The 25,980-nt window shown below is 45.1% G+C and carries 25 protein-coding genes, 2 tRNA genes and 1 riboswitch; of the genes, 18 read left to right on the forward strand and 9 right to left on the reverse strand.

Annotation, left to right across the window (positions count from 1 at the left end; genetic code table 11):
* The first annotated feature begins 563 nt into the window (after positions 1-563).
* The 5 genes from R2Q26_RS11615 (at position 564) to R2Q26_RS11635 (ending at position 3,894) form a co-directional block, all read left to right on the forward strand.
* Positions 564-803 carry a DNA-binding protein gene (locus tag R2Q26_RS11615; RefSeq protein ID WP_317536429.1) on the forward strand — a complete coding sequence of 80 codons (240 nt, stop codon included), beginning with the start codon at positions 564-566 and terminating at the stop codon, positions 801-803.
* Positions 804-865: 62 nt separating this feature from the next.
* Positions 866-1,090 carry a hypothetical protein gene (locus R2Q26_RS11620; RefSeq protein ID WP_317536430.1) on the forward strand — a complete coding sequence of 75 codons (225 nt, stop codon included), beginning with the start codon at positions 866-868 and terminating at the stop codon, positions 1,088-1,090.
* Positions 1,083-1,433, forward strand: a complete 351-nt coding sequence (locus R2Q26_RS11625) for a hypothetical protein (RefSeq protein ID WP_317536431.1) — start codon at positions 1,083-1,085, stop codon at positions 1,431-1,433. Before R2Q26_RS11620 ends, R2Q26_RS11625 begins: the two co-directional genes overlap by 8 nt.
* A 3-nt stretch (positions 1,434-1,436) precedes the next feature.
* The gene (locus R2Q26_RS11630) at positions 1,437-2,618 is read left to right on the forward strand and encodes a toprim domain-containing protein (protein WP_317536432.1); all 1,182 of its coding nucleotides are present in this window, start codon (positions 1,437-1,439) and stop codon (positions 2,616-2,618) included.
* Positions 2,572-3,894: a YfjI family protein gene (locus R2Q26_RS11635; protein WP_317536433.1), complete on the forward strand. Its 1,323-nt coding sequence runs from the start codon at positions 2,572-2,574 to the stop codon at positions 3,892-3,894. Before R2Q26_RS11630 ends, R2Q26_RS11635 begins: the two co-directional genes overlap by 47 nt.
* Positions 3,895-4,885: 991 nt before the next feature.
* Here R2Q26_RS11635 and R2Q26_RS11640 read toward each other — a convergent pair.
* The 4 genes from R2Q26_RS11640 to R2Q26_RS11655 all read right to left on the reverse strand — a co-directional run bounded on the left by R2Q26_RS11640 (position 4,886) and on the right by R2Q26_RS11655 (position 5,886).
* Positions 4,886-5,128 carry a hypothetical protein gene (locus tag R2Q26_RS11640; protein WP_317536434.1) on the reverse strand — a complete coding sequence of 81 codons (243 nt, stop codon included), beginning with the start codon at positions 5,126-5,128 and terminating at the stop codon, positions 4,886-4,888.
* A gap of 10 nt (positions 5,129-5,138) precedes the next feature.
* Positions 5,139-5,543 (reverse strand): hypothetical protein, encoded by a 405-nt coding sequence (locus R2Q26_RS11645; RefSeq protein ID WP_317536435.1) that lies wholly within the window; start codon positions 5,541-5,543, stop codon positions 5,139-5,141.
* Positions 5,544-5,647: 104 nt separating this feature from the next.
* Positions 5,648-5,723 (reverse strand) — tRNA-Phe (locus R2Q26_RS11650).
* A gap of 86 nt (positions 5,724-5,809) precedes the next feature.
* Positions 5,810-5,886 (reverse strand) — tRNA-Arg (locus R2Q26_RS11655).
* A 452-nt stretch (positions 5,887-6,338) separates the two neighbouring features.
* On the opposite strand from R2Q26_RS11655, the gene R2Q26_RS11660 reads away from it, so the two are divergent.
* From R2Q26_RS11660 to metW, 5 genes are all read left to right on the forward strand, one after another.
* A complete protein-coding gene (locus R2Q26_RS11660; RefSeq protein ID WP_090571372.1) occupies positions 6,339-6,731 on the forward strand; it encodes a PTS sugar transporter subunit IIA in 393 nt (130 codons plus the stop codon).
* 1 nt (position 6,732) lies between these two features.
* The gene (locus R2Q26_RS11665; protein WP_090571382.1) at positions 6,733-7,002 is read left to right on the forward strand and encodes an HPr family phosphocarrier protein; all 270 of its coding nucleotides are present in this window, start codon (positions 6,733-6,735) and stop codon (positions 7,000-7,002) included.
* Positions 6,999-8,726, forward strand: coding sequence for a phosphoenolpyruvate--protein phosphotransferase (gene ptsP / locus R2Q26_RS11670; RefSeq protein ID WP_317536436.1), 1,728 nt, complete (start codon positions 6,999-7,001; stop codon positions 8,724-8,726). Before R2Q26_RS11665 ends, ptsP begins: the two co-directional genes overlap by 4 nt.
* 134 nt (positions 8,727-8,860) lie before the next feature.
* Entirely contained in the window at positions 8,861-9,988 is a 1,128-nt protein-coding gene (locus tag R2Q26_RS11675) for a homoserine O-succinyltransferase MetX (RefSeq protein ID WP_317536437.1), read from the forward strand.
* An 18-nt stretch (positions 9,989-10,006) separates the two neighbouring features.
* Entirely contained in the window at positions 10,007-10,618 is a 612-nt protein-coding gene (gene metW, locus R2Q26_RS11680; RefSeq protein ID WP_317536438.1) for a methionine biosynthesis protein MetW, read from the forward strand.
* Positions 10,619-10,623: 5 nt separating this feature from the next.
* Here metW and R2Q26_RS11685 read toward each other — a convergent pair whose 3' ends face one another.
* Both R2Q26_RS11685 and R2Q26_RS11690 read right to left on the reverse strand, forming a co-directional pair.
* On the reverse strand, positions 10,624-12,024 hold the full coding sequence (locus tag R2Q26_RS11685; RefSeq protein ID WP_317536439.1) for an AmpG family muropeptide MFS transporter: 1,401 nt from the start codon (positions 12,022-12,024) through the stop codon (positions 10,624-10,626).
* Positions 12,021-12,794 (reverse strand): exodeoxyribonuclease III, encoded by a 774-nt coding sequence (locus R2Q26_RS11690; RefSeq protein WP_090571363.1) that lies wholly within the window; start codon positions 12,792-12,794, stop codon positions 12,021-12,023. The genes R2Q26_RS11685 and R2Q26_RS11690 overlap by 4 nt, the downstream gene beginning before the upstream one ends.
* Before the next feature lie 20 nt (positions 12,795-12,814).
* Between R2Q26_RS11690 and pyrE the strand changes: the two genes are divergently transcribed.
* The 6 genes from pyrE to atzF all read left to right on the forward strand — a co-directional run bounded on the left by pyrE (position 12,815) and on the right by atzF (position 22,568).
* On the forward strand, positions 12,815-13,456 hold the full coding sequence (gene pyrE, locus R2Q26_RS11695; protein WP_317536440.1) for an orotate phosphoribosyltransferase: 642 nt from the start codon (positions 12,815-12,817) through the stop codon (positions 13,454-13,456).
* A 358-nt stretch (positions 13,457-13,814) separates the two neighbouring features.
* A riboswitch (guanidine-I (ykkC/yxkD leader) is annotated at positions 13,815-13,922 on the forward strand.
* Between the two features lie 350 nt (positions 13,923-14,272).
* Positions 14,273-15,703, forward strand: a complete 1,431-nt coding sequence (locus R2Q26_RS11700; RefSeq protein ID WP_317536441.1) for an APC family permease — start codon at positions 14,273-14,275, stop codon at positions 15,701-15,703.
* Complete coding sequence (locus R2Q26_RS11705; RefSeq protein ID WP_317536442.1) at positions 15,700-16,431, forward strand: urea amidolyase associated protein UAAP1; 732 nt, start codon at positions 15,700-15,702, stop codon at positions 16,429-16,431. The genes R2Q26_RS11700 and R2Q26_RS11705 overlap by 4 nt, the downstream gene beginning before the upstream one ends.
* A complete protein-coding gene (locus tag R2Q26_RS11710) occupies positions 16,428-17,096 on the forward strand; it encodes an urea amidolyase associated protein UAAP2 (RefSeq protein WP_317536443.1) in 669 nt (222 codons plus the stop codon). Before R2Q26_RS11705 ends, R2Q26_RS11710 begins: the two co-directional genes overlap by 4 nt.
* A 25-nt stretch (positions 17,097-17,121) precedes the next feature.
* Entirely contained in the window at positions 17,122-20,748 is a 3,627-nt protein-coding gene (uca, locus tag R2Q26_RS11715; protein WP_317536444.1) for an urea carboxylase, read from the forward strand.
* 2 nt (positions 20,749-20,750) lie between these two features.
* Positions 20,751-22,568, forward strand: a complete 1,818-nt coding sequence (gene atzF / locus R2Q26_RS11720) for an allophanate hydrolase (protein ID WP_317536445.1) — start codon at positions 20,751-20,753, stop codon at positions 22,566-22,568.
* Between the two features lie 345 nt (positions 22,569-22,913).
* Here the strand turns inward: atzF and R2Q26_RS11725 are convergent, their stop codons facing one another.
* Both R2Q26_RS11725 and R2Q26_RS11730 read right to left on the reverse strand, forming a co-directional pair.
* Complete coding sequence (locus tag R2Q26_RS11725; RefSeq protein WP_317536446.1) at positions 22,914-23,483, reverse strand: NADPH-dependent FMN reductase; 570 nt, start codon at positions 23,481-23,483, stop codon at positions 22,914-22,916.
* A 113-nt stretch (positions 23,484-23,596) separates the two neighbouring features.
* Entirely contained in the window at positions 23,597-23,851 is a 255-nt protein-coding gene (locus R2Q26_RS11730; RefSeq protein WP_317536447.1) for a helix-turn-helix domain-containing protein, read from the reverse strand.
* A gap of 107 nt (positions 23,852-23,958) precedes the next feature.
* Between R2Q26_RS11730 and R2Q26_RS11735 the strand changes: the two genes are divergently transcribed.
* The gene (locus tag R2Q26_RS11735; protein WP_317536448.1) at positions 23,959-24,852 is read left to right on the forward strand and encodes a pirin family protein; all 894 of its coding nucleotides are present in this window, start codon (positions 23,959-23,961) and stop codon (positions 24,850-24,852) included.
* Between the two features lie 34 nt (positions 24,853-24,886).
* On the opposite strand, the gene R2Q26_RS11740 is transcribed toward R2Q26_RS11735, so the two are convergent.
* A complete protein-coding gene (locus R2Q26_RS11740) occupies positions 24,887-25,036 on the reverse strand; it encodes a hypothetical protein (RefSeq protein ID WP_317536449.1) in 150 nt (49 codons plus the stop codon).
* 202 nt (positions 25,037-25,238) lie between these two features.
* On the opposite strand from R2Q26_RS11740, the gene ycaC reads away from it, so the two are divergent.
* The gene (gene ycaC, locus R2Q26_RS11745) at positions 25,239-25,868 is read left to right on the forward strand and encodes an isochorismate family cysteine hydrolase YcaC (RefSeq protein WP_317536450.1); all 630 of its coding nucleotides are present in this window, start codon (positions 25,239-25,241) and stop codon (positions 25,866-25,868) included.
* Positions 25,869-25,980: the final 112 nt, after the last annotated feature.

Below are 25,980 nucleotides of genomic sequence, written 5' to 3' on the forward strand. Positions count from 1 at the left end.
TCGTTGAGCATCAATCGGGGCATCGCAAACTCGTTTTATTGGTGGTGTGAGAACCTCTCAATATTACGAGTTTGCTTTCTATTTATGAAATACTTATCTCAAAACGTCAACAGACCCTAACAAAATTCTCTCTCTTATAGGAGAAGCAAAACCGTGGTTTGGCTACGCGAGTGAAATTTTTTTTGATCCTATTAAGGAAGAAGGCAAAACAGAAAATTCTAGTTCAGGAGGTAAGGCGCGCGCAGAAAACGACCCACGAACTAAAATTCTTGATGAAATAGAAGGCGAGGCACTTAAAGAAGCTAATAAATTTAGAATATTTGGTCATCAAGCAGATTTCGTTTCTAGAATGATGAAAAAGCATCCTGAATTAAAAGACGACAAAGCTATTTTAAAACGTCTAAAGGAATTGAAAGAAAACGGGCGTATTAGTCAAATTCAGAAGAAACAAAAAAACTAAATTACCCCTCAGCTAGCTGATTACCCCTTCAGCTAGCTTACGCATTCTTTTCTTTAATATAAATTGCTCTAATGAACCTTTCTACACAAAAGGATGGTTCAAAATGCGAACGACAGAAAATAAACAAAGTTCTATCTCACTCGAAAGAAAAAAATCCCCCCCAATAGAAGAAGTAACCCGCCCTACTGTAACTACAGAAGAAGCAGCCTATTATTGCAACCGTAAACCGCAGACTATGCGGATATGGGCATGTACAGAAAATGGTTTAATCCGCCCTATCCGTGTCAATGGCCGTTTAGCCTGGCCAGTTTCAGAAATCAAAAAAATCATGGGCGTAAGCTAACACCGTCACGTTGACGGTGCTTTCTTCTTTACTTCTAAAGAATTCAAAGAGGTGAATAATCTATGAATTTATTACAAATGATGAGTGCATCAGAACTGGTGCGTCAAGCAGGTGATGCAGCAGAAACATATTTAAATTACGCGGCAAGAGCTATCGACACCCGGCTTGGTGATGGTTATGCGTCTAAACATCCTGAACTGGTTGCAGCCTTCATGCAAGTTTGTGTGCAAGATTTTGAAATAGCAATTCGATTTATGGCAAATCAATCGGGAGATTACAATGATTGATGAAATTGCAAAAACCAGTGACAACATTATTTCTGACCGCTTTGGTCGTGCTTGTGACGAAATCGAACGGCGCTTAGGCAAGAAGTGCTTGTATGAACATCCTGAACTTATTGGTCAATACATGCTGGCTGGTTCTGTGGATTATGCGGCTAGGATACTGGAGCGCTGCTTAATAATTGAACGTGCCACTAATAAAGAATTTTTATTACTCGATCTGCCTATTGAATTTCGGCTAAATATCTTTCATTCATGCCGCAACAATTACGCAAGCCTAAGACCAGTCGCAACCGAAGAAGAACGTCATCGCGATTTGCTAGTAATACGTGAAGCTTTGGGGGTGTAGCTTATGATCGAAGCTATTAATCAATTTACCGAAGCTATGTGCACCGCTGGATTGAGTCCTCGTCATGGGATCATACCTGATGGCAAACTACACCGTTTTGCTAATCAGGATGATAAATCCGGTAAGCGTTCTGGGTGGTACGTTCTTCATCTGGATGGTATACCAGCTGGTGTATTCGGTAGCTGGAAAACAGGAGAACAGCATACATGGTGTGCTAAGTCATCTAGCGAGCTTTCCCCGGCTGAACAGGAAGCAAACCGACAGCGATTATCTCAAATCAAGCAACAACGCGAAACAGAAGAAACCGCATTGCGTGAGACTGCACGTAAAAAGGCTAATGCTTTGTGGGATCGAGCTGGTAATGTTGATAGCAAGCACGCTTATTTGGTTTTAAAGAAAGTTAAACCAATAGGTATTAAGCAACTACGCAGTGCATTGATAATTCCGCTTTGCGATGCTGAAGGCACTTTGCACAGCATGCAATTCATCTTGTCTGATGGTTCCAAGCGATTCATGACAGGTGGAAGGAAGCGTGCATGCTTTGCAACGCTGGGAGAATCGCTAGAAACGATTTGCATTTGTGAAGGTTGGGCAACGGGTGCAAGCATTCATCAGGCAACAGGTTACACTGTAACGATTGCTTTTGATGCGGGCAACCTTCTACCTGTAGCACAAGCCTTACACAAGAAATACCCTAAAGCAAGGCTGGTGATTTGCGCGGATGATGATTATCAAACAGAAGGAAATCCAGGAGTGACCCAAGCCCGCGAGGCCACGCGGGCAGTGGGTGGTGTGCTTGTCATTCCAGATTTTGGTGAGAACCGCACAGAGAAAGCAACGGACTTTAACGACCTGCACCAGTATAGCGGACTAGACGCGGTACGGCAATGTATCGCGAGTGCGATTGATTCGCTAAGGGATAAGTATACCCCAGCTAGGAGTAACGCTCCTGACGCAAATCTGACAAGCCATTTACAACAGAATGATAACTGGCCGCCGCTGATCTTGCCCGGATCAGTCAAATTACCTATTATCCAGGCGGATATTTTGCCAACATGGGCGGGTGATATGGCGCGGGCACTTGCTGCTGACATACAGGTTAGTGAAAGCGCCGCAATATTAACCGCACTAGCTTCAATTGCAACGGCTGTTCAGCCGCCGTTTCGAAGTTGCACCTTATGGTGATCAATCTTATTTTGAGCCGCTGAATATATGGGCCTTGACTGTTGCCCCCAGTGGCAGTAGGAAAACACCTGTTCTGGATAAATTAACTGATCCGCTCAAGCGCTGGGAAAAGCTGGCAGGTGATCGTATGCGTAGACAGATTGCAGAGGTCGAGGCAACGCGCCGCATGATCAAGAAACGAATCGAGAAACTGGAAACCAAGGCGGGTGGAACTGATGACGAACAAGAACGAAATAGAATTCGTGATGAAATCCGTTCAGAGATTGAGGCTATGCCTGATGAATTAAAAGCGCCAAGGCTGATGACTGGCGATGTTACACCCGAGCAATTACAAGTTATGCTCGTTGAGCAGCATGAACGCATGACCCTTATTTCTGATGAAGCAGGAATATTCCAGATTTTAAGCGGACAGTATTCCGGTGGTGTTGCCATTCTAGATGTATTCCTTCAAGCGTATTCAGGAGCGTCAGTGCGGATTGACCGCCGGTCACGACAAGCATTTATGGAAAAGCCTGCACTGACCTTTTGCCTGATGTTGCAACCGGGTATTCTGCAAAATGCAGCAAGTGACCAACGATTCCATGATTCCGGCTTATTGGCGCGGTTTTTGTTTACGATCCCACAAAATACAGTAGGCCGCTGCGATGTAAGAAAACGTAACCCTATTCCTGATGATATCAAGCGAGTATGGCATGATAAATTGCTTGATTTGTTAGTTGATGCTGAGAAACCTACACCAGCTCCGCGGATGCTTGCTTTTACTCATAAAGGCCGTGAGCTTTGGCTGGATTTTGCCCAGCAAGTTGAAGATGAGCTGGGAGAAAACGGCAAGCTTCACCACATGGCAGAATGGGGAGCAAAGCTGCCCGGTAACTGTGCACGGATTGTTGGCTTGATGCAGTTGATCAAGACGGGTAGAAATTCAGACCGTGTGGATGTAGATGCGGTAGGCCGTGCAGTTACGCTGTGTGAGCTTCTGATTGAGCACGCAAAGGCAGCCTTCCAATTACTTGGTGCGGATCAAATAGAAGCAGATGCACTCCACGTAATGAAATGGATACAAGCGAATAGGTTTATTGAGTTTAACCGTAGCCAGGCACAAAAAGCACTGGAAGGAAGATTCAGAACAGTTGATAAACTCAGGGTTGCTGCTGAACGGTTGAGTGAATGGAACGTACTCTCACCAGAAATGCAACGTCGCAACAAAGGCGCAAGGCCAACCCCTTACTATCGAGTGAATCCACAGTTATTCGATAATTCTATAAATTCGTTATAAATGTAATTTTAAGTATTTATTTATTATATAAAAACACCATACAGACATAGACCCCTATCGAATAACTCGAATAACCGAAAAACATAAACAGTCAATTGAGGATTTGGGTTATTCAGTTATTCGAGTTATTCGACGGGGGCATAGGTGTGTAAGCAATTCAGAAAATGGTCAACATAGCATCTTTCCTTAAGCCGATAACGTTACCGAATTAATGGTGGATGGTGCCTTCAAAAGTTAAGAATAAACTTTTAGTTATTCGGTTATTCGAGTTATTCGAGTTATTCGAGTTATTCGACAGGGGTCTAGGTGTGCAGTTAATGTTGGAAAAATCTTAAATGAATGACCGGGGGGCAGGTTAAATCTCTAGAGCTTTATGCTTCTAGACCGTTTGCCTACTTTTTCACACATAACCGCGAAATAGATAAGGGGGGTGGTATTTCGATAAGAAGGCATCACCATATATTTGTAAAGATGAATGGGTCCTTCCAGCGATATTTTATCGTGTGGGTAATTAGAACCTCATCATTACGCTAGGATCTGACACTTAAACATAGTTAACTAGTTGATTCATAATTTAAATGATGAAAAATTTCTCAAGGTTTATACTATGAATAAATCAGAATTAGCTTGTGATCTAAACATATGAAGGCAGATTTTTATAAATTGATTGCTCAAGGTATGCCCTCTGATTCTGTTCTGTAGAAGTTGCTAAACAGTTGCAAAATAGAAACCTTCACTCAGCCAAAATAGAAACGTACCGAGTAAAGCTTAATGATGCGAGAAAGGCGCTATGATTGCGCCAGAGCGTTTATTTTCTGGTGGGAATGTTTTTGTTATGCAGCGCAACGGTATAAGGGCGCAACGTTGCACCCTTCCTTAATCCGGTAACCGTTACCGGGTTTACCATTAACCTATCTCCTATTAGGAGCACGGGCAGAAAAATACCCGCTAGACCTTTAAGCCTGACGGGTTGTTGTTTTAAATTGCCTCGCTATACCTTCCGCATTGATTTAACGTTCATGCTTCCTACATCTTTATAAAAATCATTTAGCACATTCATTGCTTCGCTCATGAGTTCGTAAGGTAGCCCTCTCGGTTCTGAAAGCTCGATAGCCGCACAAACAAGCGTTTTAACGCGCGCCACGTAAAGCGAAACATCGTCAAAGGCTGCCCTTACATCATCGTGTGTCATTGGCTTATCGGTTGATTCATTGGTTGGTGTTGTGTTTTCCATTGCATTCCCCTTAAACAAGATCAATCGAGGCGTTAATGTCAGCTTCTTCATATAGTTCTTTAGCAAGCCAACCATCACCAAAAAACTTAGTTACCGCGTTGTAATCCTCGCAGATTTCACCCTCATATACATCATACTTACCCGGGCTCTGTGTGCGGGTGATACGCTGGCAGACGAACTTGCCTGACTTAGTGCGATATAAGTTCAGTTCTTCCCAATGCGTTACATTGCTCATTCCCATTGATTTGCAAACCAACCTGGACACCTCCAGGCTTGATACGTGAGCTATCAATTCACCCTCGAACATAACTCCCCTAGGTACGAATGAGCCTCCAGGTTCATAGCCAAGATCGTGAATTATTACGACCAATTCTTTTGATAGGTTTCTGGTGGGTGTTGCTGTAATGTTTTGCATGTGCGCCTCCGTTGGTATTGATAAAAATTTCCTACAATAAGCCTACACGGATGCATAAAAAGAAAAAGCACTTAGTCAGATTCTGGCTAAATGCTTGATTTTATTGGTGGCCAAGGGCGGAATCGAACCACCGACACAAGGATTTTCAGTCCTCTGCTCTACCAACTGAGCTACTTGGCCTCTAACACAACGAAAGAGTTATTTAATATTTTTACAACTAGAATGCTGTTTCCTTAAAACCGCTTTATTTAGATAAGAATAAAAGATGGCGCGCCCGGCAGGATTCGAACCCACGACCCCTTGGTTCGTAGCCAAGTACTCTATCCAACTGAGCTACGGGCGCTCCTAGCTTTTATTCTTCTTACCAGCTATTAACTAAAGGAACAACATTATATCAAAGCCATTAGTAAAAGATTGAAACTATCTTTTTTAAAGCTTTTATCAATTATTTTATGCTTTGTAGCAAGCCGGGCATGATGTTACATTTAATTGTTTTTGTCAAGAAATAGCCGCTCATTCTCAATATGCAATGGAATCAATACATCTTCCAATAAACATCATTAAGGTTTTATTACCAAAAAATAAGTCGTTAAAAGTCACTATTCTGAAAGGAATACCTTTAATATACAACTATAAAAGACTGAATTAATAACCATATTAAATACATAAGAGCATCATTGTTGTACGGCTATATAAACAAAATTTTGGTATGTTAAAGACAAGCTAGGATAATCTCGACAATGAGAATAAAATTCATAGCTTGATTTCTTATCCAGAAATAAGCAAAAAAATTGAATGATCGGAATTTTAATTATTTCCCATGATAAGCTGGGAGAAAGTTTTACTCGCTGTGCAACCCATATTCTGGGAGAGAAACCGCAGCAACTAATATATCAAGCCATTTCTATTCAAGATGAGCCTGATGAAGTTGTTGCTCAAGCTAAGGAATTAATTAAAAAACTTGACCAAGGCGATGGTGTATTAGTGATGACGGATATTTATGGCGCAACTCCCTCTAATATCGCTAGTCAATTGATCCAAGCTGGAAAAGTAGAGTGCCTTGCAGGAATGAATTTACCTATGTTAGTACGTGCATTAAATTATCGGCATGAACCACTTTCAGTTGTGGTAGCAAAAGCACTTGCTGGAGGTAAAGAAGGTGTTATGCATATTTTACGTGGATGCTGAAATGCTACTTAAAGAAGTAACTATTATTAACAAGCTTGGTCTACATGCACGCGCTTCTGCGAAACTTACACGCTTAGCAAGTCAATTCCAAAGTGAAGTATGGCTCACACGTAACGGCCGTAGAGTCAATGCAAAAAGTATTATGGGTGTAATGACCCTCGCTGCAAATAAAGGATCGACAGTTGCAATTGAAATAACCGGGACTGATGAGGCTGAGGCAATGGAGGCATTGACTGCTCTGATCAATGATCACTTTGGAGAAGGGGAATGAGTTTCATCTTGCATGGTGTAGGTGCGTCCGAAGGTGTTGCTATTGGTCACGCACATCTTGCTTCACCAGCGACACTCAATGTAGCTCATTATTTGATTCCAAAAAACCAAATAGACAAAGAAATAACACGCCTAAACAGTGCTTTCGCAACAGTACGCAAGGAAATTGAGAAATTACAATCTTCAGCCAATCAAGGTCCTACATTTGCTGAATTCAATGCTTTTCTTGAATTGCATCATATGATTCTGAATGATCCAATGCTTAGTTCCGCAGCAGCCGAGTGTATCGCTCAAACTCAGTGCAATGCAGAATGGGCCGTTACGCAACAGATGGAAGTGTTGCTTGTCCAGTTTGAAGAAATTGAAGATGCTTATCTACGAGAACGTAAAACTGATGTCATTCAAGTCGTCGAACGGGTATTGAAAGTTTTATTGGGGCATCCAGGTTACATTCCTCCTCCCTTAAAGCATGATGGTAACAGTATTCTAGTAGCACATGATCTAAGTCCAGCAGATGTTATGCAATATAAACAACATCAATTTACCGCTTTTCTTACTGATTTAGGTGGTGTCACCTCCCATACTGCAATTATAGCTCGCAGTCTGAATATTCCTTCCATTGTAGCGATGCACCATGCGCGCCAACTTATTTACAATAATGACAATTTAATAGTAGATGGTGGTCAAGGGATAGTTATTATCAACCCTGACAAATATGTGCTTGCTGAATATCGTTTGAAACAGAATCATCTGGATCTGGAAAAACGTAAACTCAAGCGCCTCAAATCTATTCCCACGATGACACTCGATGGTACATCAATAGAATTACATGCCAATATTGAGCTACCCCAAGATGTTGAACAAGTCAAAGAAAATGGTGCGACGGGCATTGGTTTATTTCGCAGTGAATTTCTTTTTCTCAATCGGGATGATTTACCCAATGAGGATGAACAGTTTGAAGCTTATTCAACTGTCACCCAGAGCATGCGAGGCTTACCAGTTACAATACGTACCTTCGATTTAGGTGCTGACAAAAGTCTTAAAAATAGCTACAGTTCTGCAATCAATCCAGCGCTGGGATTACGCGCCATTAGACTAAGCTTAGTAGAACACGCCATGTTCCTAACACAATTGCGTGCCATTTTGAGAGCGTCTGCATATGGTAAGATTCGTATCCTAATCCCAATGCTTTCAAATGATTACGAAATTAATCAGACTTTACAACTTATTAAGCATGCCAAACAAAGTCTGCAGGATGAAAAAAAACCTTTCGATGAGGATATCAAGATAGGTGGAATGATTGAAATTCCGGCAGCAGCACTATGTCTTGAAATGTTCATGCGTAAACTGGATTTTTTGTCCATTGGTACTAATGATTTAATTCAATATACGTTAGCTATTGATAGAGCGGATGACACGGTTGCCCATCTCTATGATCCACTGCATCCATCTGTACTTTGGTTACTGGCGCGAATCATTTATACTGCTAACCGCGCCAATATGCCCATTTCAATTTGTGGAGAGATAGCAGGTGACATCCAATACACTCGTTTACTGTTAGGATTTGGATTACAACAATTCTCCATGTATCCAGCACATATCCTGCCTATTAAGCACAAGATTCTGAAAAGTCATTTACCAAGTATCATGCCAATAATCCAGAAGATTCTTAAAACTGATGAATCTGAGAAAATTCATGGATTATTAGAGAAATTAAATAATTAATCTTTTTAGTTCGAAATAATTATGATTTTATAAACGCTTAAGCCTCATAAGTATTTTTGACTATATAATGTTTATTTCACATAGATAGGTATTGGATAATTTTACATAGAATTTCCTAAAATTTTCTTATATTCATGCATGATTCAGACTCCATTGGCATCGTTGCGCCACAAAGGATTTACTTCGACACACCGCTCAGCTTAGAAAGTGGTGCAGTATTAGACAATTACGAGCAAGTTTATGAAACTTATGGTGAATTAAATGCAACTAGATCCAATGCGGTATTAATTTGCCATGCACTCTCGGGTAATCATCACGTTGCTGGCGTTTATGCTGATAATCCTAAAAATGTAGGTTGGTGGAACAACATGATTGGTCCTGGCAAACCTATCGATACACATAAATTTTTTGTGATTGGGATAAACAATATTGGTGGTTGCCATGGCTCAACCGGTCCTGCGAGCATCAATAAAAAAACAGGTAAGCATTATGGCGCCGATTTTCCCATGGTCACAACGATAGATTGGGCCGAAACTTATGTGCGATTAGCTGATAAGCTTGGTATTGATCAATTTGCAGCAGTTGTCGGTGGGAGTCTTGGTGGTATGTCGGCCATGCAGTTGGCACTTTATGCGCCCGAAAAAGTCCAGCATGCTATCATTATTGCTGCTGCAGCCAAATTAACGGCACAAAATATCGCTTTCAATGATGTTGCGCGCCAGGCCATCATTACTGATCCGGATTTCCATGGAGGTGATTATTATTCTCATGGCACATTGCCGCGTAGAGGTTTGCGTCTTGCCCGCATGCTGGGGCATATTACCTATTTATCCAATGATTCCATGGCTGAGAAATTCGGGCGGGAGTTGCGGACAGGATCGCTCAGCTTCAATTTTGATGTAGAGTTCCAGATCGAGTCTTACTTGCGTTATCAAGGAGATAAATTTGCTGATCAGTTTGATGCCAACACTTATCTACTTATGACAAAAGCACTGGATTATTTTGATCCTGCGCGAGATTATGATGATGATTTGAGTACTGCCTTCCGTTGCGCTAAAGCAAATTTTCTTGTGCTTTCATTTAGCTCTGATTGGCGTTTCTCACCTGAGCGCTCGCGCGCTATCGTCAAAGCTTTACTGGATAATAAGCTCAATGTAAGTTATGCAGAAATACCATCCAGGCATGGCCATGATTCCTTTCTCATGAAAGATGAGTACTATCACCAATTGGTGCGGGCTTATATGAACAAAATCGACACTTAATCTTTCAACAGTGTTTTCATGGCTAAAATACCCTCTTCTCTTACTTTATTGAGACCCGATTTTGCTGCCATTGCTGCCTGGATCAGACCAGAATCGAAGGTACTCGATCTTGGATGCGGTGATGGCACATTGCTGCAGTATTTGCAGGATACGCTCGGCGTACATGGTTATGGCGTAGAAATTGATGATGCCAATATCCTGGCCTGCCTCAACAATGGAGTCAACGTCGTCCAGAGTGATTTAGAATCAGGTTTATCAGGCTTCGAATCTGATTCGTTTGATTACGTCATTCTGTCGCAAACATTGCAAGCGATGAGACACACCGAAAAAATTATTCAAGAAATGCTCCGTGCAGGCAAAGAAGGTATCGTCACCTTCCCTAATTTTGGTTACTGGAAAAATAGATTGCAAGTTTTATTGGGTCATATGCCAGTATCACAAACCTTGCCTTATGAATGGTTTAATACTCCCAATATTCACTTATGTACACTCAGTGATTTTGAGCAATTTTGCCATCAGCATGAGGTGCATATCTTAGAACGGCGAGTCATGAGTGGTAACCGTCGAATCACTCTTGCTCCTAATTTTTTCGGGATGCTTGCATTTTACCGCTTCACTCGAAGCAAATAACTTATTTAGGAACGATGCCCCAGGTCTTCTGAAGAGATAAGCGTTTTCAATTCGACTCGCCCGACCATCCATACCAAAATGAGAACAGGTAAGCCAAGTAGCGTAGTTCCCATAAAAAATAATGCATACCCATACTCATCTACGAATTGCCCGCTAAATCCGGCAATAAATTTTGGAATCAGCAGCATGACTGAACTAAATAATGCGTACTGGGTAGCTGAGTAGGCAGAATTAGTCAATCCTGAAAGATAAGCAACAAAAGCTGAAGAAGCGATTCCAGCAGAAAGATTATCTGCGGAAATAGTGATTATTAATCCAATGATATCGTGTCCTTTTACGGATAGCCAGACAAATAATAAATTAGTCGCGGCAGATAAAACTGCACCAAGGAATAAAGTTCTAATTACTCCGAATTTGACTATCAATAGTCCCCCTACTGCCGCACCTAAAATTGTCATGATGACACCGTATACTTTTGAAACAGTTGCTACTTCATCCTTGGTATAGCCCATGTCAACGTAGAAGGGGTTGCTCATCACGCCCATCACAACATCCGAGATCCGGTAAATAGCGATCAAGGTCAGTATCAAGATGGCATGATAGCCATACCGCACGATAAAATCCTGGAAAGGTGCAATCATGGCACCGTATAGCCAGGTCAATAATTGGGTAAGGCGAGCATTAAAATTCCAATTTGCAATTATCTGACTTGCTTGTATTTCATTTTGTGCAGCTAGCTGATTGATCGAAGCTTTAGGCTCTTGAATAATGAACGTAGTGATGATGCCAGTCGCCATGCAAGCAGCCATGATCAGATAGGCTATTCGCCATGACTGATAGTTATAATCGGTTGGAGAAGTATCTAGTGATGCTGCAATCCATAGCACCCCTGCAGAAGTCAGTATCATTGCTAAGCGATAGCCCGCTTGATAAGTAGCTGCCATTGCACCTTGCAGTCTTAACTCAACTGCCTCGATTCGATAAGCATCTAGTGCAATGTCTTGGGTAGCTGAAGCGAAGGCCACTGCCAATGCAAAAAAAATCATATGGGAAAGATTTTCAAGTGGATCGGTGCTAGCCATACCTACCAAAGCGATCGTAATCGTGATCTGTGAAAGCAATAGCCAAGCACGGCGTCGCCCTAGTAACCGCGTTAGGAGCGGCAAAGGCAAACGATCTACCAAGGGAGACCACATCCATTTAAAACCATATGCAAGACCAATCCAACTCAAATAGCCTATGGTGGCACGATCAATTCCCGCTTCTCGTAACCAGAAGGATAAGGTACCCAGTATCAGTAACAAAGGCAGGCCAGCTGAAAAACCCAACGCCAGCATTCCCATCACCCTGGGATGCATGTAAATACGACAAACACTCAGCCAGCCAGCAACGGTAGTATTGATCATAAGTGATGATCGTAATCGATGATCAGCGGCGCATGATCCGAGAAGCGTTCCTGCTTGTAAATGGATACGTTGGTCACTTTATCGGCGATCGCAGGGGTCGCAATTTGATAGTCGATACGCCATCCTACATTTTTAGCCCACGCCTGCCCCCGATTTGACCACCAAGTGTATTGTTCTGGTGATGGCTCAATTTTACGGAACACATCAATGAAATTTAATTCCTCAAAAACTGCTGTCAACCAGGCGCGCTCTTCCGGGAGAAAGCCTGAATTTTTTTGATTACCGCGCCAGTTTTTTAGATCAATTTCCTTATGAGCGATATTCCAGTCCCCGCACAAAATGAATTCTCTACCACTGTGAGCCAGTTCTCGTAAAATCGGGAAGAATCGCTCCATAAAAAAGAACTTGATTGCTTGTCGGTGTTCACCACTCGATCCTGAAGGAAGGTAAATCGATATGATGCTCAAATTGCCAAAATCTGCACGTAAATATCGTCCTTCAGAATCGATTTCCGGAATGCCTACGCCCTCAATGATTTTGTCAGGCGCATGGCGAGAATACATCCCTACTCCACTGTAGCCTTTTTTATCTGCACAATGAAAATAACCTTGATAGCCGTCCGGAATTTTCATTTCACTCGTCATATCATCAAGTTGTGCTTTCAATTCTTGAACACACACAATATCAGCCTGTTGCCTGGGCATCCATTGGAAAAAGCCCTTATTGGTTGCAGAACGTAATCCGTTCAAGTTAATTGTTATAATTCGCATTTTTATAAGTTTCTAGAATTATGTCAGATTTTAAACATGCCTTTATTGAATTTGCCATCGAATGTAACGTGCTCCGCTTTGGTGAATTCAAAACCAAAGCAGGACGTCTGTCACCTTATTTTTTTAATGCGGGATTATTTAATGATGGCAATTCATTACATAAACAGGGACAATTTTACGCGAAAGCTATCTTAGCTGCCCAGCTTCCGTTCGATATGTTGTTTGGCTCAGCTTACAAGGGTATTCCACTCGTCAGTGCTACCGCTATTGCGCTAGCTGAAGCTGGCCATAATTTCCCCTTTTGCTTTAACCGTAAGGAAGTCAAGGATCATGGCGAAGGCGGCCATATTGTGGGTGCACCACTCGCAGGCCGCGTGTTGATTATCGATGATGTCATCTCTGCTGGCACATCAATACGAGAATCCGTCAATCTCATCCGTACTGCCGAAGCAACACCTTGTGGTGTCGTAGTTGCACTTGATCGTATGGAGCGAGGTCACCATCAAATATCTGCCATCCAAGAAGTTGAACAGACGCATGGCATCCCGGTCATCAGCATTATCAATCTGGATAATATTATGGATTATTTAGCCACCAGGAACGATATGGCGCAAAATTTGCAAGCAATTAAGCGCTATCGTGCACAGTATGGTATTGCTTAAACCAGATTCTGCTGGTTCGCGTATTTAATTCACGAAATGATTAAATGATTATCAAGGAAGTTAGTTTTAATACAAATAGCGATCGCTACTTCAAAGTCAAATAGATAAACTGCCTTCTTAACTATAAAAATTTACCGTAAAGATAAATTTGTTTTTCTAAAAAAGATATGCTAGTGTTTAATTGCAAAAATAAGTTATTTTATTATCTTAGTTAACCAGTTGTTTTTTATAGATATAAACCTCAGAAAGCTTATAATGAATTAATGCAATTAAACACTAGTTTATATTTGAAATCGTTTCTTAGTATTCATTAACTATTGAGAGGCGTCACTGAGTTGTATAAATTTATACAACTGATGTAATAGTAAACTAGGGTTCCGGCTTCTTGTTTTAAGAAGCGTCTGGTCCAAGAGTTTCTGGCTTCGGTAGTAACGAAGCTCCACGGAGGGATAAAAGCCCGGGAGATTACGTAATGTTTTGACACATTACGACTCTCGGTATTTGACCTGATCGCTTAAAGGAGGCTTCGTTATGTACACACCAATCTTATATTCATTTCATCCCTGTTTTTCCAGCGATATCACTGGAAAAAATCTAACGTTTCCTACACCTGATTCATTTATACAGGCCAACGTGAGTAACTGGAGTTGGTCAGGCAAAAATACGCAATGCCTGACCGATCATTTTTTCCAGCTATTCCCATGTTAAAAAACAGCTGTAGCTCAAGCTAAGCCGTTTAGCGATCTTCAGATTCTCAATTAATTGTGAGTTTTGACTCGGATTGAATAATTTCTCATTACTTTTACGAGGCATACCATGTCAACCGTTCGCAGTCCCAAAAGCTTTTCATCTGAAATGAAATCAACTGACCCCGATACACTTAATCGCAGCATGGGTATCTGGAACAGCTTTACACTTGGCTTCGCTGTGGTTTCTCCTGTCGTTGGGCTTTATGCCATTGTAGGCGTACAAACCAATGTGACTGGTGGAGGCTGGTTCACAGCACTCGTGATCTGTTTAATCATGCAGTTATTGGTTGCCACCGTTTATGCCGAACTATCTTCCCAATTTCCGATTGCTGGCGGCGCTTACAAATGGGCACGCCAACTCGGTGGAACCATTACAGGCCAGTACGCTGGTGCAATTTATGTCAGCTCAACCATTGCTATGCTAACCACAACCGCCTATACAGGAGGAATCTGGCTCGCTATTCTATTTGATTCTCCAAGCGGAACCGGCACTATGATGGTATTCTGGGGTATGGTTTTTCTGCTCATTTGCATGCTGCTCAATCTCGCTCATGCAAATGTATTCAAGTCGGTCATTGCGCTCGGGGTATATGCTGAAATCATAGGATCGTTCGGTATCGCTCTGTTACTTTTCTTATTCTTCAGAGAACATCCCTTTTCCGAATTATTCCAGCACCTCGGTAGCGGTACAGCACCTGACAAACTCTCTGCCTTTTTAGCTGCACTCGCCATCGCCGGCTGGGCATTCATCGGATTTGACGCCTGTTCAACGACTTCAGAGGAAACCCATCAACCCAAGCGCATGGTGCCCCGCGCGATTTTTTTCTCGTTATGCGCGGTAGGTGCCGTTGTCGTTTTCAATTCTGCTGCATTAACGTTATCGTTTGATCACGACACCCTGGCAAAAACCAGCGCTACGTTTGATCCCATTACGCCGCTGATTACAACACATATTGGAGATTGGTTTGAGAAACCCTTTCTGGCGATCGTCGTCATCGCTTTCCTCGCTTGCGGCGCATCCGTCGTCAAGTATACCTCTCGCATCGTCTTTTCCATGGCGCGCGAAGGCAACATGCCCGCATCGCTCAGCCAAGTAACTGCTGCCAAAGCGCCGAGAAATGCGATTCTCTGCACAGTATCTCTAGCAAGCCTTGGGTTGCTATTTGGACTCAATGATCAGGCCGTCGCGACCATTATCGCATTTGGCACCGGAGGGCTCTATGCCATGTTTTCCATGACAACAGGCGTCGGTTTATATACTCGGCTCACCGGTCGATGGGACCCGTCACTCGGAGAGCTACGACTAGGGGTATGGGGGCTGATCATCAATATCTTCGCCTTTCTCTGGTCATTATTTGAATTGATCAACATTGCCTGGCCCCGTACCTATTTAGTCACACCTGATGCCCCCTGGTGGCAGCTCTGGGCAGTACCGCTGGTTTTGGGAAGTATTCTAGGAGTCACTACATTGATTATTCTGATAAGGAGGAGCAAATGAATCAAAATAATGTATTTTTATGGGAAGAACATCTTCCAGGTGGATGTCACTGGTCAGGAATCATACGTCGTGGCCTAACCTTACGCTTAGCTGATGTAAGCGGTGGCGCTAATGCTGCGGTCTTGTTTTTCAACCAGGAAGAAAAACTGGAGCGTTACAACATGGCCGATACCTTGAAGGCGCAGCATACCTTTCGCTTGACCAAAGGGCATGCCTGTTATTCTGATATGGGGCGGATATTCTGCTGCATTACAGCTGATACGGTCGGCTGGCATGATACCGTATGCGGCCTGAGCGACAGCAAATTAATCCAGCAAAAATATGGCACTGCCCGCTATCAGGAACATCGCAATCAAATGTATCGCAGTGGCCTGGATGGCATGCTCATTGAACTCGGCAAATGGGGGTTGGGAATGCGCGATATCGTCTCCAACATTAATTTCTTCAGCAAAATATCTGCAAACTCCGCGGGTGAATTAATGTTTCATCATAATCATAGTAAAGCGGGTGACTATGTTGATCTGAGTTTTGAAATGGATACCTTGGTCATCCTCTCCGCTGCTCCTCATCCGCTCGATACCAGCACAACCTATCAACCTGGCACTGTCCACCTGGCAGCATTTACTACACCCAGCGCAACAGCTTCGGCATGTAAACAGATTGCCGAGAATATGCGGGGATTACACAATACTCATCGGTTATATCACCCCTGTGGAGGTGCGTTATGAATACTCAATTGATAGAAAGTAAGCTTGATCCTGACCTCGCAGTCATTAATGAAATTTGCGCAGCGGGTGAACCTTGGGTCAAGATTGTTAAACAAGGGCAAATTTTCCGTATCGTCGATCTGGAAGGTAACCAGGCTGTTGATACGTTATTTTTCAATGCAAATGATGCATTAGAACGCTATAGCGTAACGGATACGATACGCGCTCAGAATAAGCTGTATCTGACCACCGGCAGCAAACTCTGCTCCAATTTTGGCAATGTCATGCTCACGATTATCGCAGATACCTGTGGCCGCCATGACACGCTGGGTGGCGCCTGTGCAGCAGAAAGCAACACAGTGCGCTACGCGCTGGAAAAATACCCTATGCATAGCTGTCGGGATAGTTTCCTGCATGCACTCGCGCACGAAACCGCTTGCGAGCAACTAGGTATGAGTAAGCGCGATATACCGAGCAACATCAATTTCTTTATGAATGTTCCTGTCACCGCAGAAGGTAATCTGGAATTTATCGATGGCATTTCCGCACCTGGCAAGTATGTGGAAATGCAAGCTGAGATGGATGTACTGGTATTGATCTCCAATTGCCCGCAACTGAATAATCCTTGCAATGCCTACAATCCAACACCGATCAGGTTACTGGTTTGGGATACGCAAACCGGTTAATAGCTGATCCACAAAGGATAAGACCATGTTTAATAAAGTTCTCATTGCCAATCGTGGCGCAATTGCTTGTCGTATTATCCGAACACTCCGCCGCTTGAAGGTAGCGAGTGTAGCCGTTTACACTGAAGCTGATGCCTTATCGCGGCATGTTACCGAGGCGGATGAAGCTTACTGTATAGGCAGTGGGCTCGCTGCTGAGAGCTATCTCCGCACCGACAAAATTCTGGAGATTGCTAAGCAGACAGGAGCGCAAGCGATTCATCCTGGCTATGGTTTTCTCAGTGAAAAAGCCGATTTTGCTGAGCAATGCGCTACGCATGGCATTTGCTTTATCGGCCCTACTCCACAGCAAATGCGCGCCTTTGGTTTGAAGCATACGGCACGGGCGTTAGCGTTGGAAAATCAGGTACCGCTCCTGCCAGGAACCGATTTACTGGAAAATGTTGAGGCTGCCTGTCATCAGGCCAAGCATATTGGTTATCCCGTCATGTTGAAGAGTACCGCCGGCGGCGGCGGTATTGGCATGCGTCTCTGCTGGAATCAGGATGAACTGATCGGTGCTTACGAATCTGTCAAAACGCTTGCACAAAACAATTTTAAGGATGCCGGGCTCTTTCTGGAAAAATATGTCGACCGCGCTCGCCATATTGAAGTGCAGATTTTCGGTGATGGTAAAGGTCAGGTTGTCGCACTGGGCGAACGCGACTGCTCCATGCAGCGACGCAACCAGAAAGTCATCGAGGAAACACCCGCCCCCAACCTTGCTCCCCATCTGCGCCAGGCATTGCTGGACACTGCGGTGCGCCTTGGCAAAGCGGCCAATTATCAATCAGCTGGTACCGTCGAATATATTTTCGATGCCGCTAATGGTCAGTTTTATTTTCTTGAGGTCAATACCCGTCTACAAGTCGAACATGGGGTAACCGAGGAAGTCACGGGTATTGATCTGGTGGAATGGATGGTGCGGCAGGCGGCAGGCGATCTTCCCCCTCTCGATTCTTTTACTATCAAACCACAGGGTGCCTCCATCCAAGTACGCCTTTATGCTGAAAACCCTGCAAAAGACTTTCAACCTTCCAGCGGCATCCTGACTGCGGCAGAATTTCCTGCGGCAGCCCGCGTTGAAACCTGGGTAGAGCGAGGCATCGAGGTTTCGGCATTTTATGATCCCATGCTGGCCAAAATCATCGTGCACGCAGCTGATCGGGAAGCAGCCATTACAAAACTACTGACTGCATTGGATAATACTTCGCTGCATGGAATTGAAACTAACCTGATTTATCTCAAACAAATTCTGCAAAGCAGCGCATTTCGTAGTGGGCAACCGAATACACAGTTCCTCAATGGCTTTCATTATCAGGCGCACAGTATTGATGTCCTGAACGCGGGTGTGCAGACCATGATACAGGATTATCCCGGGCGAATTGGTTACTGGAACGTAGGTGTTCCCCCTTCCGGACCGATGGATAGCCTGGCCTTTCGTCTTGCCAACCGACTGGTGAACAATACCGAAGATAAAGCTGGGCTGGAAATCACTGTCGCAGGACCGACATTGCGTTTTAATTGCGACAGCATTATTGCAATCTGTGGCGCCCCTATCGAGGTGTTGCTGGACAGTGAGCCGTTGCCGCAATGGCAATCCCATTTTGTTAAAGCAGGCGCGCTATTGCAGTTTGGCAAAGTTAAACAATCCGGCAGCCGAGTTTATCTGGCCGTGCACGGTGGTTTTCAGGTACCGGATTACTTGGGCAGTAAATCCACTTTTACATTAGGTCAATTCGGTGGGCATGCAGGCCGCGTACTGCGCGCTGGTGATGTATTACATATTCAGCCTGCGCAGCCTTTCCAGCACCCAACATCCCAATATCTACCGCAGGAGTCGATTCCTCATTATACAGATCGTTGGGAAATCGCGGTACTGTATGGACCTCATGGCGCGCCTGATTTCTTTACCGAAGCTGATATTGAACATTTTTTTGCCGCTGAATGGAAAGTGCATCATAACTCCAGTCGCACAGGCGTGCGCCTGATCGGTCCTAAACCCCAGTGGGCGCGTACCGATGGCGGCGAAGCCGGCTTGCATCCCTCCAATATTCACGATAATGCTTATGCAGTCGGTACAATCGATTTTACCGGGGATATGCCGATCATCCTGGGTCCTGACGGCCCTAGTCTGGGCGGCTTCGTCTGTCCAGCTACTATTGCACATGCGGAGTTGTGGAAAATAGGACAACTCAAGCCGGGTGATAGTGTCCGCTTTCATCCGATCTCGATGAATCAGGCGCTTGAACTGGAACAGCAGCAAAATCTGTTTATCCAGGATCTCCATGCCGATGGGAGCACACCGGCCTATTCACAATGCAAGAGACTGGAAAATCCTATCTTGCATCATATTCCCGAGAGCAAAGAGCAGGTGCAAGTGACCTACCGTCAAGCAGGTGACAAATACCTGCTGATTGAGTATGGGCCGCCCGTCCTCGATCTTAATCTGCGGTTTCGTGCTCATGCATTGATGGCATGGCTGCAGCAGCGCATCGACGACGGGGAGCTTTCCGGCATCCTAGATCTGACGCCCGGCATTCGCTCGCTGCAGATTCATTTTGATTCATGCCGGTTGGCGCGTGATACGTTACTGGATCTTTTGATTGCAGGTGAAAGCCAGTTGCCAGCGATCGATGACATGGAAGTTCCCAGTCGCATCATTCATCTGCCTTTATCCTGGGATGATGCGGCCACAAGATTGGCCATCGAAAAATACATGCAATCGGTGCGTAGCGATGCCCCTTGGTGTCCGAGCAATATTGAATTTATCCGCCGCATTAACGGGCTGGAAAGTATTGAAGAGGTTCAGCATATCGTATTTGCAGCCAGCTATCTGGTCATGGGGCTGGGTGATGTCTATTTGGGTGCGCCCGTAGCAACCCCGCTCGATCCGCGCCATCGTCTGGTCACGACTAAATACAATCCGGCACGTACCTGGACACCTGAAAATGCGGTTGGTATCGGTGGCGCCTATCTATGCGTGTATGGCATGGAAGGCCCGGGCGGCTATCAGTTCGTTGGCCGGACTGTACAAATGTGGAATCGCTACCGCCAGACAGCCGATTTCAAAGATGGTCAACCGTGGTTATTGCGCTTCTTTGATCAAATCTACTTTTATCCAGTCAGTGAAAGCGAATTGCTCAGATTGCGCAAGGATTTCATTACCGGACGTTTCAAGCTACACACGGAAGAAACAGTTCTGAATCTGAGGCAATACAACACTTTCCTGCAACAATACGCTGCCAGCATCAATGCATTCAAAATCAAACAACAAGCTGCCTTTGAAGCTGAGCGCCAGCGCTGGCAAGCCAACAATCTAGCTCATTATGTTAATGAAGATACGCTGGATGAAGCGGACACCCAGAGCGAACTCGATCTTCCGGCAGGGACGCAAGCTGTCAGCTCCCAAGTAACCGGTACAGTCTGGAAGTTACTCGTCACGGAAGGTGAACGCGTGGAAGCAGGCAAACCGGTGATCCTGATTGAATCCATGAAAATGGAATTTCCGGTAGATTCGCCTGTCACCGGCACAGTGCGGCAATTATTCTGTAAACAAGGAGGGTACGTATCTGCCGGACAAGTGTTGCTCATCATTCAGGAGGAGGCGTGATCATGGATAAGCTTTGCCCACTGGGTGACATTCCCTCTCTGCTGCAACGTTATGCGAATGGTGAACTGTCCCCTACCCGGCTGGTAGAAATCATCCATGCCGAAATTCAAAATGATCCGGATCATATCTGGATTGCCACCCTTTCATTGGAGTCATTGAGAAGCTACGCCCGCAAGGTGGAAGCACAAGGCATGACGTCATTGCCGCTGTATGGCGTACCCTTCGCCATCAAAGATAATATCGATCTGGCAGACATACCGACCACGGCAGCTTGTCCAGCTTTTGCTTACACGCCACCGCGCAGCGCCACTGTCGTACAAAGACTGATCGATGCGGGTGCTATTCCGATCGGCAAAACCAACCTCGATCAGTTCGCTACCGGACTGAATGGCACGCGATCGCCTTATGGCGCATGTCGGAATGCATTTAATCCTGATTATATTTCCGGTGGTTCCAGCTCAGGCTCGGCGGTTGCTGTCGCCAAAGGACAGGTATGTTTCAGCCTCGGCACAGATACTGCGGGTTCGGGCCGGGTTCCCGCCGCGTTTAATAACCTGATCGGCTATAAACCCACTAAAGGGTGGCTCTCGACACGCGGTGTCGTTCCAGCGTGCCGCTCCCTTGACACAGTATCGATCTTCACCCTTACTGCTGGTGATGCAGCGCGCATTCTAGCAGCTTCTGCAGGGTATGATGTTGAAGATATTTACTCTAGGCAAAGAGAGGCACATGGCTTCGATTTTGGTACCGCCCTTCCTTTTCGCTTTGGCATCCCACGCAAGCAGCAGCTACAATTTTTTGGTAACTATGAAAGTGAACAGTTATTCAATGAAGCGATTGCGCGCCTGCAAGCGCTAGGTGGAGAAGTAATCGAAATTGATTTTGAACTCTTTCTCGAAGCTGCCCGCCTTCTTTACGAAGGTCCCTGGGTAGCGGAACGTTATGCAGCCATTCAATCATTTTTTGAGCTGCATAGCGATCAGATCGTCGCACCAGTACGTGAAGTTATCGCGACTGCGAAACAATACTCTGCCGCTGACGCCTTCAATGGGATCTATCAACTGCGTAGCATCAAACAACAAGCGGACCAGATTTGGACAACTGTTGACTGTTTTCTGACACCAACTGCCGGCACGATCTATTCCATCCAGGCCATGCAACAAGATCCCATCCGCCTCAATACTCATCTGGGTTACTACACCAATTTCATGAATCTGCTCGACTATGCCGCAGTCGCCGTTCCTACTGGCTTTCAGAATGACGGGCTGCCTTCTGGTATCACGCTGGTTGCCCCTGCCCACCAGGATGAACCGCTGCTGCATCTGGCGCATCGTTTGCAACAAGCCTATTCACTTCCTCTGGGTGCAACCGGCATTGCGCTACCTCAGAATACGCCCTTCCCTGCCGCATCCCAGTCTGGCCAAGTGCGCATAGCCGTCTGCGGCGCACATTTATCCGGTCTGCCGCTAAATGAGCAATTGACCAGCCGTCAGGGTCGATTAGTGATCAGCACCACCACTTCACCCGACTACAGGCTCTATGCGTTGCCAGGTAAGCCACCGCAACGCCCCGGGTTAATTCGAGTCAATAAAAATGAGCAAGGCGCTTCCATCGAAGTGGAGATCTGGGAGTTGCCGGCACGCGAATTCGGCAGTTTTGTCGCCAATATTCCGGCACCATTGGGAATCGGTACCCTTACCTTGGCCAGCGGTGAAACAGCACAAGGTTTTCTCTGTGAGCGTTACGCCATCGACAATGCAAAAGATATCAGCCATTTTGGTGGATGGCGCAACTACTTGCGGCAGTTGGATAATCCATAGTCAGTACTGATTGAAGTTACCCTCCAATTCGACACTGTAGCGCATGCTCTCAAATTTGGTGTTTTGGTGTAAGAGGTAGTGTCGATGGAGTAACTCCTTTAGTTGCAGAGGTGCTGATGAGCACATCTAAGACTATGAATTATCCAGTTAAATACTGAGTTTATTAATATAGTCTGTCCAGAATTATATTAATATGAAAGATTAGCTTGGTGTTTAATCTTCAGCCGTTACAGAACATGGTATTGATCGAGTATTTGCTCCAAGTGCATCCGGAGTAAGTCATCGCTGGCATTTGCCGCTGCTTCTCCGGCTTCCTGCATTATTCAATATCAGGGATTAACAATTTCAGCGCCGCAGCTTATTAGTAGTTTGGACGAACTCGGCAAACCCAGCGAGAAAATCCCGAAGTTGCTCACGCGCTGCTTCATCCACCATCTCACCCGATTCGTTGAAGACGTGATTCGCCCGTGATACGAGTAGTCGTCCCCCAAACCATGGGCGCATGCCCAATGTCCGCAACACAGGGAGCCAGGCATTTTGGGACAGGACTGTGCCAAATCCGCCAGGTGTCGCACCCATCACCGCAACCGGACAATTACCAAAAACCCGCACAATGCTGCTTGGTGGCCGCGATAGCCAGTCGATCGCATTTTTGAATACGCCCGGGATAGAATTATTGTACTCTGGAGTAGCTAGCAATAATCCATCCGCAGCAGCAATTTGTTCTTGCAGCGCAATAACTGTTTGAGGAATACCTTCGTTGACCTCGATGTCTCCATCATAGAGCGGAATGCCTTTGAGTGTCGCGATCTCCAGCATGGCTCCGTTCGGCATTAGTCCTGCAGCCATACGCAGCAGTGCCGTATTGTACGAACCACTACGCAGACTTCCTGTAATTCCGATGATTTTTATCATAATGCCTTTCTGTGATGTTGATAAACCTGAAAATAGGCTATTTGCAATGTCACTGTATAGCGCAAGTGTGCTGAGTGTAGCCGATGTGTTTCGTAATACGTATAGATTTAAAATTATCTATGGATAAGCGGCTCATGTTTAAGGTGAAAGCTTATGTCGGATACAATAAAGTACTCACTTTTATTTGTCCTCAATACTATATTTAATTGCCTGCTTAGGGTACGGTGAGTAATTCCTGTTAAGTGCCTTTGGAGCTCGTTAAACCGCATCGTACCGTTTAATAGATAGTAGATAATCAAAACCTTCCAGCGTCCTCCAATCACTTTCAGCGTCACTTCTACGGGACAGCAAACTTCTTTTTTTGGCATTTGGCTTTCCTATCTCTGACAGTATCCTTTTTGTGCGTACTTGCAATTTATCCTGATGGCATTAATCTACCACGTAAATACAAAATCTTGTTGGAGGATAATAAGCCATGCAGATAATAAAATCTGATGCATCCGTTAAGAAGTTGTTACGCATCCAGCGAAATCCAGATCAGCACTGGATTGGTGATGGTTTTCCTGTGCGCACACTGTTTTCCTATTCAGCACTGAGCCCCATGATCAGTCCTTTTTTGCTGTTTGATTATGCAGGACCCATGGAATTCTCACCGACTGAACAACGCCATGGCGTGGGTGAACATCCACATCGCGGTTTCGAAACAGTCACCATTGTGTATAGCGGTGAAGTGGAGCATCGTGATAGCTCAGGCGGCGGCAAAATTGGCCCAGGCGATGTGCAATGGATGACAGCAGCTTCCGGTCTGGTTCACGAAGAGTTTCATGGCCGGGATTTTGCTCGACATGGTGGTGTGCTTGAGATGGTGCAACTATGGGTAAACTTGCCTGCCAAGGATAAGATGTCACCACCCCATTATCAAAGTATTCTGGATAGTCAGATTCCCGCCGTCAATCTGCCGGAGAGTCAAGGAAGGGTGCGCGTCATTGCGGGTGAATTCGAAGGAATTGCAGGACCAGCACACACTTTTACCCCCATTAACGTATGGGATTTGTACTTAACAAGCAAACAGCCCATCAACCTCGCCGTACCCGATGGCTACAACACATTGCTGGCAGTACTCAAGGGGTCGGCGCACGTCAATGGATCTGAAACCATTAGTGCAGCAGAAGTTGGTCTGTTTGATCGGGCAGGTGATTATATTCGTATCGACAGCGCACACAATACAACGGCACTGCTGCTTTGCGGTGAACCGATCGATGAACCCATCGCAGGAAGCGGTCCATTTGTGATGAACACGGCGGAGGAAATACGCCAGGCGATGGCAGATTATCAGAGCGGCAAAATGGGAAAAATACAAGCACATTGACAACATAGTGATTGGCAATCAGTCAATCTTGTTGTTAAGCCGCGATCCTTTTATCGCATCCAAACCATAGGAAGACACCATAAGTCACATCAATCCCGACGAAACCCTCATGCTTCTTATCGATCACCAGAGCGGCCTGTTCCAATTGGTCAAGGACATATTTGCCAATCTTTATGCGGATCATCCGAGATGCTGCATTACCGGTTGCTGATCGAGAACTATGACAAGGCACAGGCAATCCAGAAAGCGAAGAATTGAGTTTGGCTTTGCTTGCAACTCTTAACAGAATCTGCAAGAGAAATTCAACGATTCAAATATTTTGCTTAGGAGTTAGCTGAATCTATTTTTTAGATGTCTCATTATTAATAACCATAAGGAGTAAAGAAATGAGCAAGACTTTTAAATACAACCGGCTTTCCAAGGAAGATGCAGTTTTACTCCTGGTAGATCACCAGGCAGGCCTAATCTCGCTGGTGCAGGATTTTTCACCGAATGAGTTTAAGAACAACGTGCTGGCCCTGACAGCTTGTGGCAAATATTTTAAGCTGCCAACCATTCTGACAACCAGTTTCGAAGATGGTCCGAATGGGCCGTTGGTACCGGAAATCAAAGAAATGTTCCCTGATGCGCCCTACATTGCACGTCCCGGCAATATCAACGCCTGGGACAACGAAGATTTCGTCAAGGCGATCAAAAAGACCGGCCGCAAACAGCTTATCATCGCCGGCGTAGTCACCGAAGTCTGCGTAGCCTTTCCGGCATTATCTGCAATCGAGGAAGGTTATGAAGTATTCGTAGTCACTGACGCTTCCGGCACCTTCAATGAAGTAACTCGCGATGCTGCTTGGGCACGCATGCAATCAGCCGGTGTACAGTTGATGAGCTGGTTTGGTGTGGCCTGCGAATTGCACCGCGACTGGCGTAACGATGTCGAAGGTCTGGGCGCCCTATTCTCCAGTTACATTCCTAACTACCGGAATCTGATGACCAGTTACTTCGCCATCACCAAGAAATAAGACAGTACGGAATGCGAGAAAGCGGATAGCTACCGCGTTCCGTCCGGCATTTTATTGTCTCGTCACTGAGGAGGAACTCGGCTTCAGCAGCGTGAGGCTTTCCGCAAACAGT

The organism is Nitrosomonas sp. Is37, assembly GCF_033063275.1.
Lineage (GTDB): Bacteria > Pseudomonadota > Gammaproteobacteria > Burkholderiales > Nitrosomonadaceae > Nitrosomonas.

What these genes read in the sequence shown, in the direction of transcription:
- R2Q26_RS11615 (WP_317536429.1), top strand. Translation starts at nt 564, where the DNA reads ATGCGAACGACAGAAAATAAACAAAGTTCTATCTCACTCGAAAGAAAA.
- R2Q26_RS11620 (WP_317536430.1), top strand. Translation starts at nt 866, where the DNA reads ATGAATTTATTACAAATGATGAGTGCATCAGAACTGGTGCGTCAAGCA.
- R2Q26_RS11625 (WP_317536431.1), top strand. Translation starts at nt 1,083, where the DNA reads ATGATTGATGAAATTGCAAAAACCAGTGACAACATTATTTCTGACCGC.
- R2Q26_RS11630 (WP_317536432.1), top strand. Translation starts at nt 1,437, where the DNA reads ATGATCGAAGCTATTAATCAATTTACCGAAGCTATGTGCACCGCTGGA.
- R2Q26_RS11640 (WP_317536434.1), bottom strand. Translation starts at nt 5,128, where the DNA reads ATGGAAAACACAACACCAACCAATGAATCAACCGATAAGCCAATGACA.
- R2Q26_RS11645 (WP_317536435.1), bottom strand. Translation starts at nt 5,543, where the DNA reads ATGCAAAACATTACAGCAACACCCACCAGAAACCTATCAAAAGAATTG.
- R2Q26_RS11660 (WP_090571372.1), top strand. Translation starts at nt 6,339, where the DNA reads ATGATCGGAATTTTAATTATTTCCCATGATAAGCTGGGAGAAAGTTTT.
- R2Q26_RS11665 (WP_090571382.1), top strand. Translation starts at nt 6,733, where the DNA reads ATGCTACTTAAAGAAGTAACTATTATTAACAAGCTTGGTCTACATGCA.
- ptsP (WP_317536436.1), top strand. Translation starts at nt 6,999, where the DNA reads ATGAGTTTCATCTTGCATGGTGTAGGTGCGTCCGAAGGTGTTGCTATT.
- R2Q26_RS11675 (WP_317536437.1), top strand. Translation starts at nt 8,861, where the DNA reads ATGCATGATTCAGACTCCATTGGCATCGTTGCGCCACAAAGGATTTAC.
- metW (WP_317536438.1), top strand. Translation starts at nt 10,007, where the DNA reads ATGGCTAAAATACCCTCTTCTCTTACTTTATTGAGACCCGATTTTGCT.
- R2Q26_RS11685 (WP_317536439.1), bottom strand. Translation starts at nt 12,024, where the DNA reads ATGATCAATACTACCGTTGCTGGCTGGCTGAGTGTTTGTCGTATTTAC.
- R2Q26_RS11690 (WP_090571363.1), bottom strand. Translation starts at nt 12,794, where the DNA reads ATGCGAATTATAACAATTAACTTGAACGGATTACGTTCTGCAACCAAT.
- pyrE (WP_317536440.1), top strand. Translation starts at nt 12,815, where the DNA reads ATGTCAGATTTTAAACATGCCTTTATTGAATTTGCCATCGAATGTAAC.
- R2Q26_RS11700 (WP_317536441.1), top strand. Translation starts at nt 14,273, where the DNA reads ATGTCAACCGTTCGCAGTCCCAAAAGCTTTTCATCTGAAATGAAATCA.
- R2Q26_RS11705 (WP_317536442.1), top strand. Translation starts at nt 15,700, where the DNA reads ATGAATCAAAATAATGTATTTTTATGGGAAGAACATCTTCCAGGTGGA.
- R2Q26_RS11710 (WP_317536443.1), top strand. Translation starts at nt 16,428, where the DNA reads ATGAATACTCAATTGATAGAAAGTAAGCTTGATCCTGACCTCGCAGTC.
- uca (WP_317536444.1), top strand. Translation starts at nt 17,122, where the DNA reads ATGTTTAATAAAGTTCTCATTGCCAATCGTGGCGCAATTGCTTGTCGT.
- atzF (WP_317536445.1), top strand. Translation starts at nt 20,751, where the DNA reads ATGGATAAGCTTTGCCCACTGGGTGACATTCCCTCTCTGCTGCAACGT.
- R2Q26_RS11725 (WP_317536446.1), bottom strand. Translation starts at nt 23,483, where the DNA reads ATGATAAAAATCATCGGAATTACAGGAAGTCTGCGTAGTGGTTCGTAC.
- R2Q26_RS11730 (WP_317536447.1), bottom strand. Translation starts at nt 23,851, where the DNA reads ATGCCAAAAAAAGAAGTTTGCTGTCCCGTAGAAGTGACGCTGAAAGTG.
- R2Q26_RS11735 (WP_317536448.1), top strand. Translation starts at nt 23,959, where the DNA reads ATGCAGATAATAAAATCTGATGCATCCGTTAAGAAGTTGTTACGCATC.
- R2Q26_RS11740 (WP_317536449.1), bottom strand. Translation starts at nt 25,036, where the DNA reads ATGATCCGCATAAAGATTGGCAAATATGTCCTTGACCAATTGGAACAG.
- ycaC (WP_317536450.1), top strand. Translation starts at nt 25,239, where the DNA reads ATGAGCAAGACTTTTAAATACAACCGGCTTTCCAAGGAAGATGCAGTT.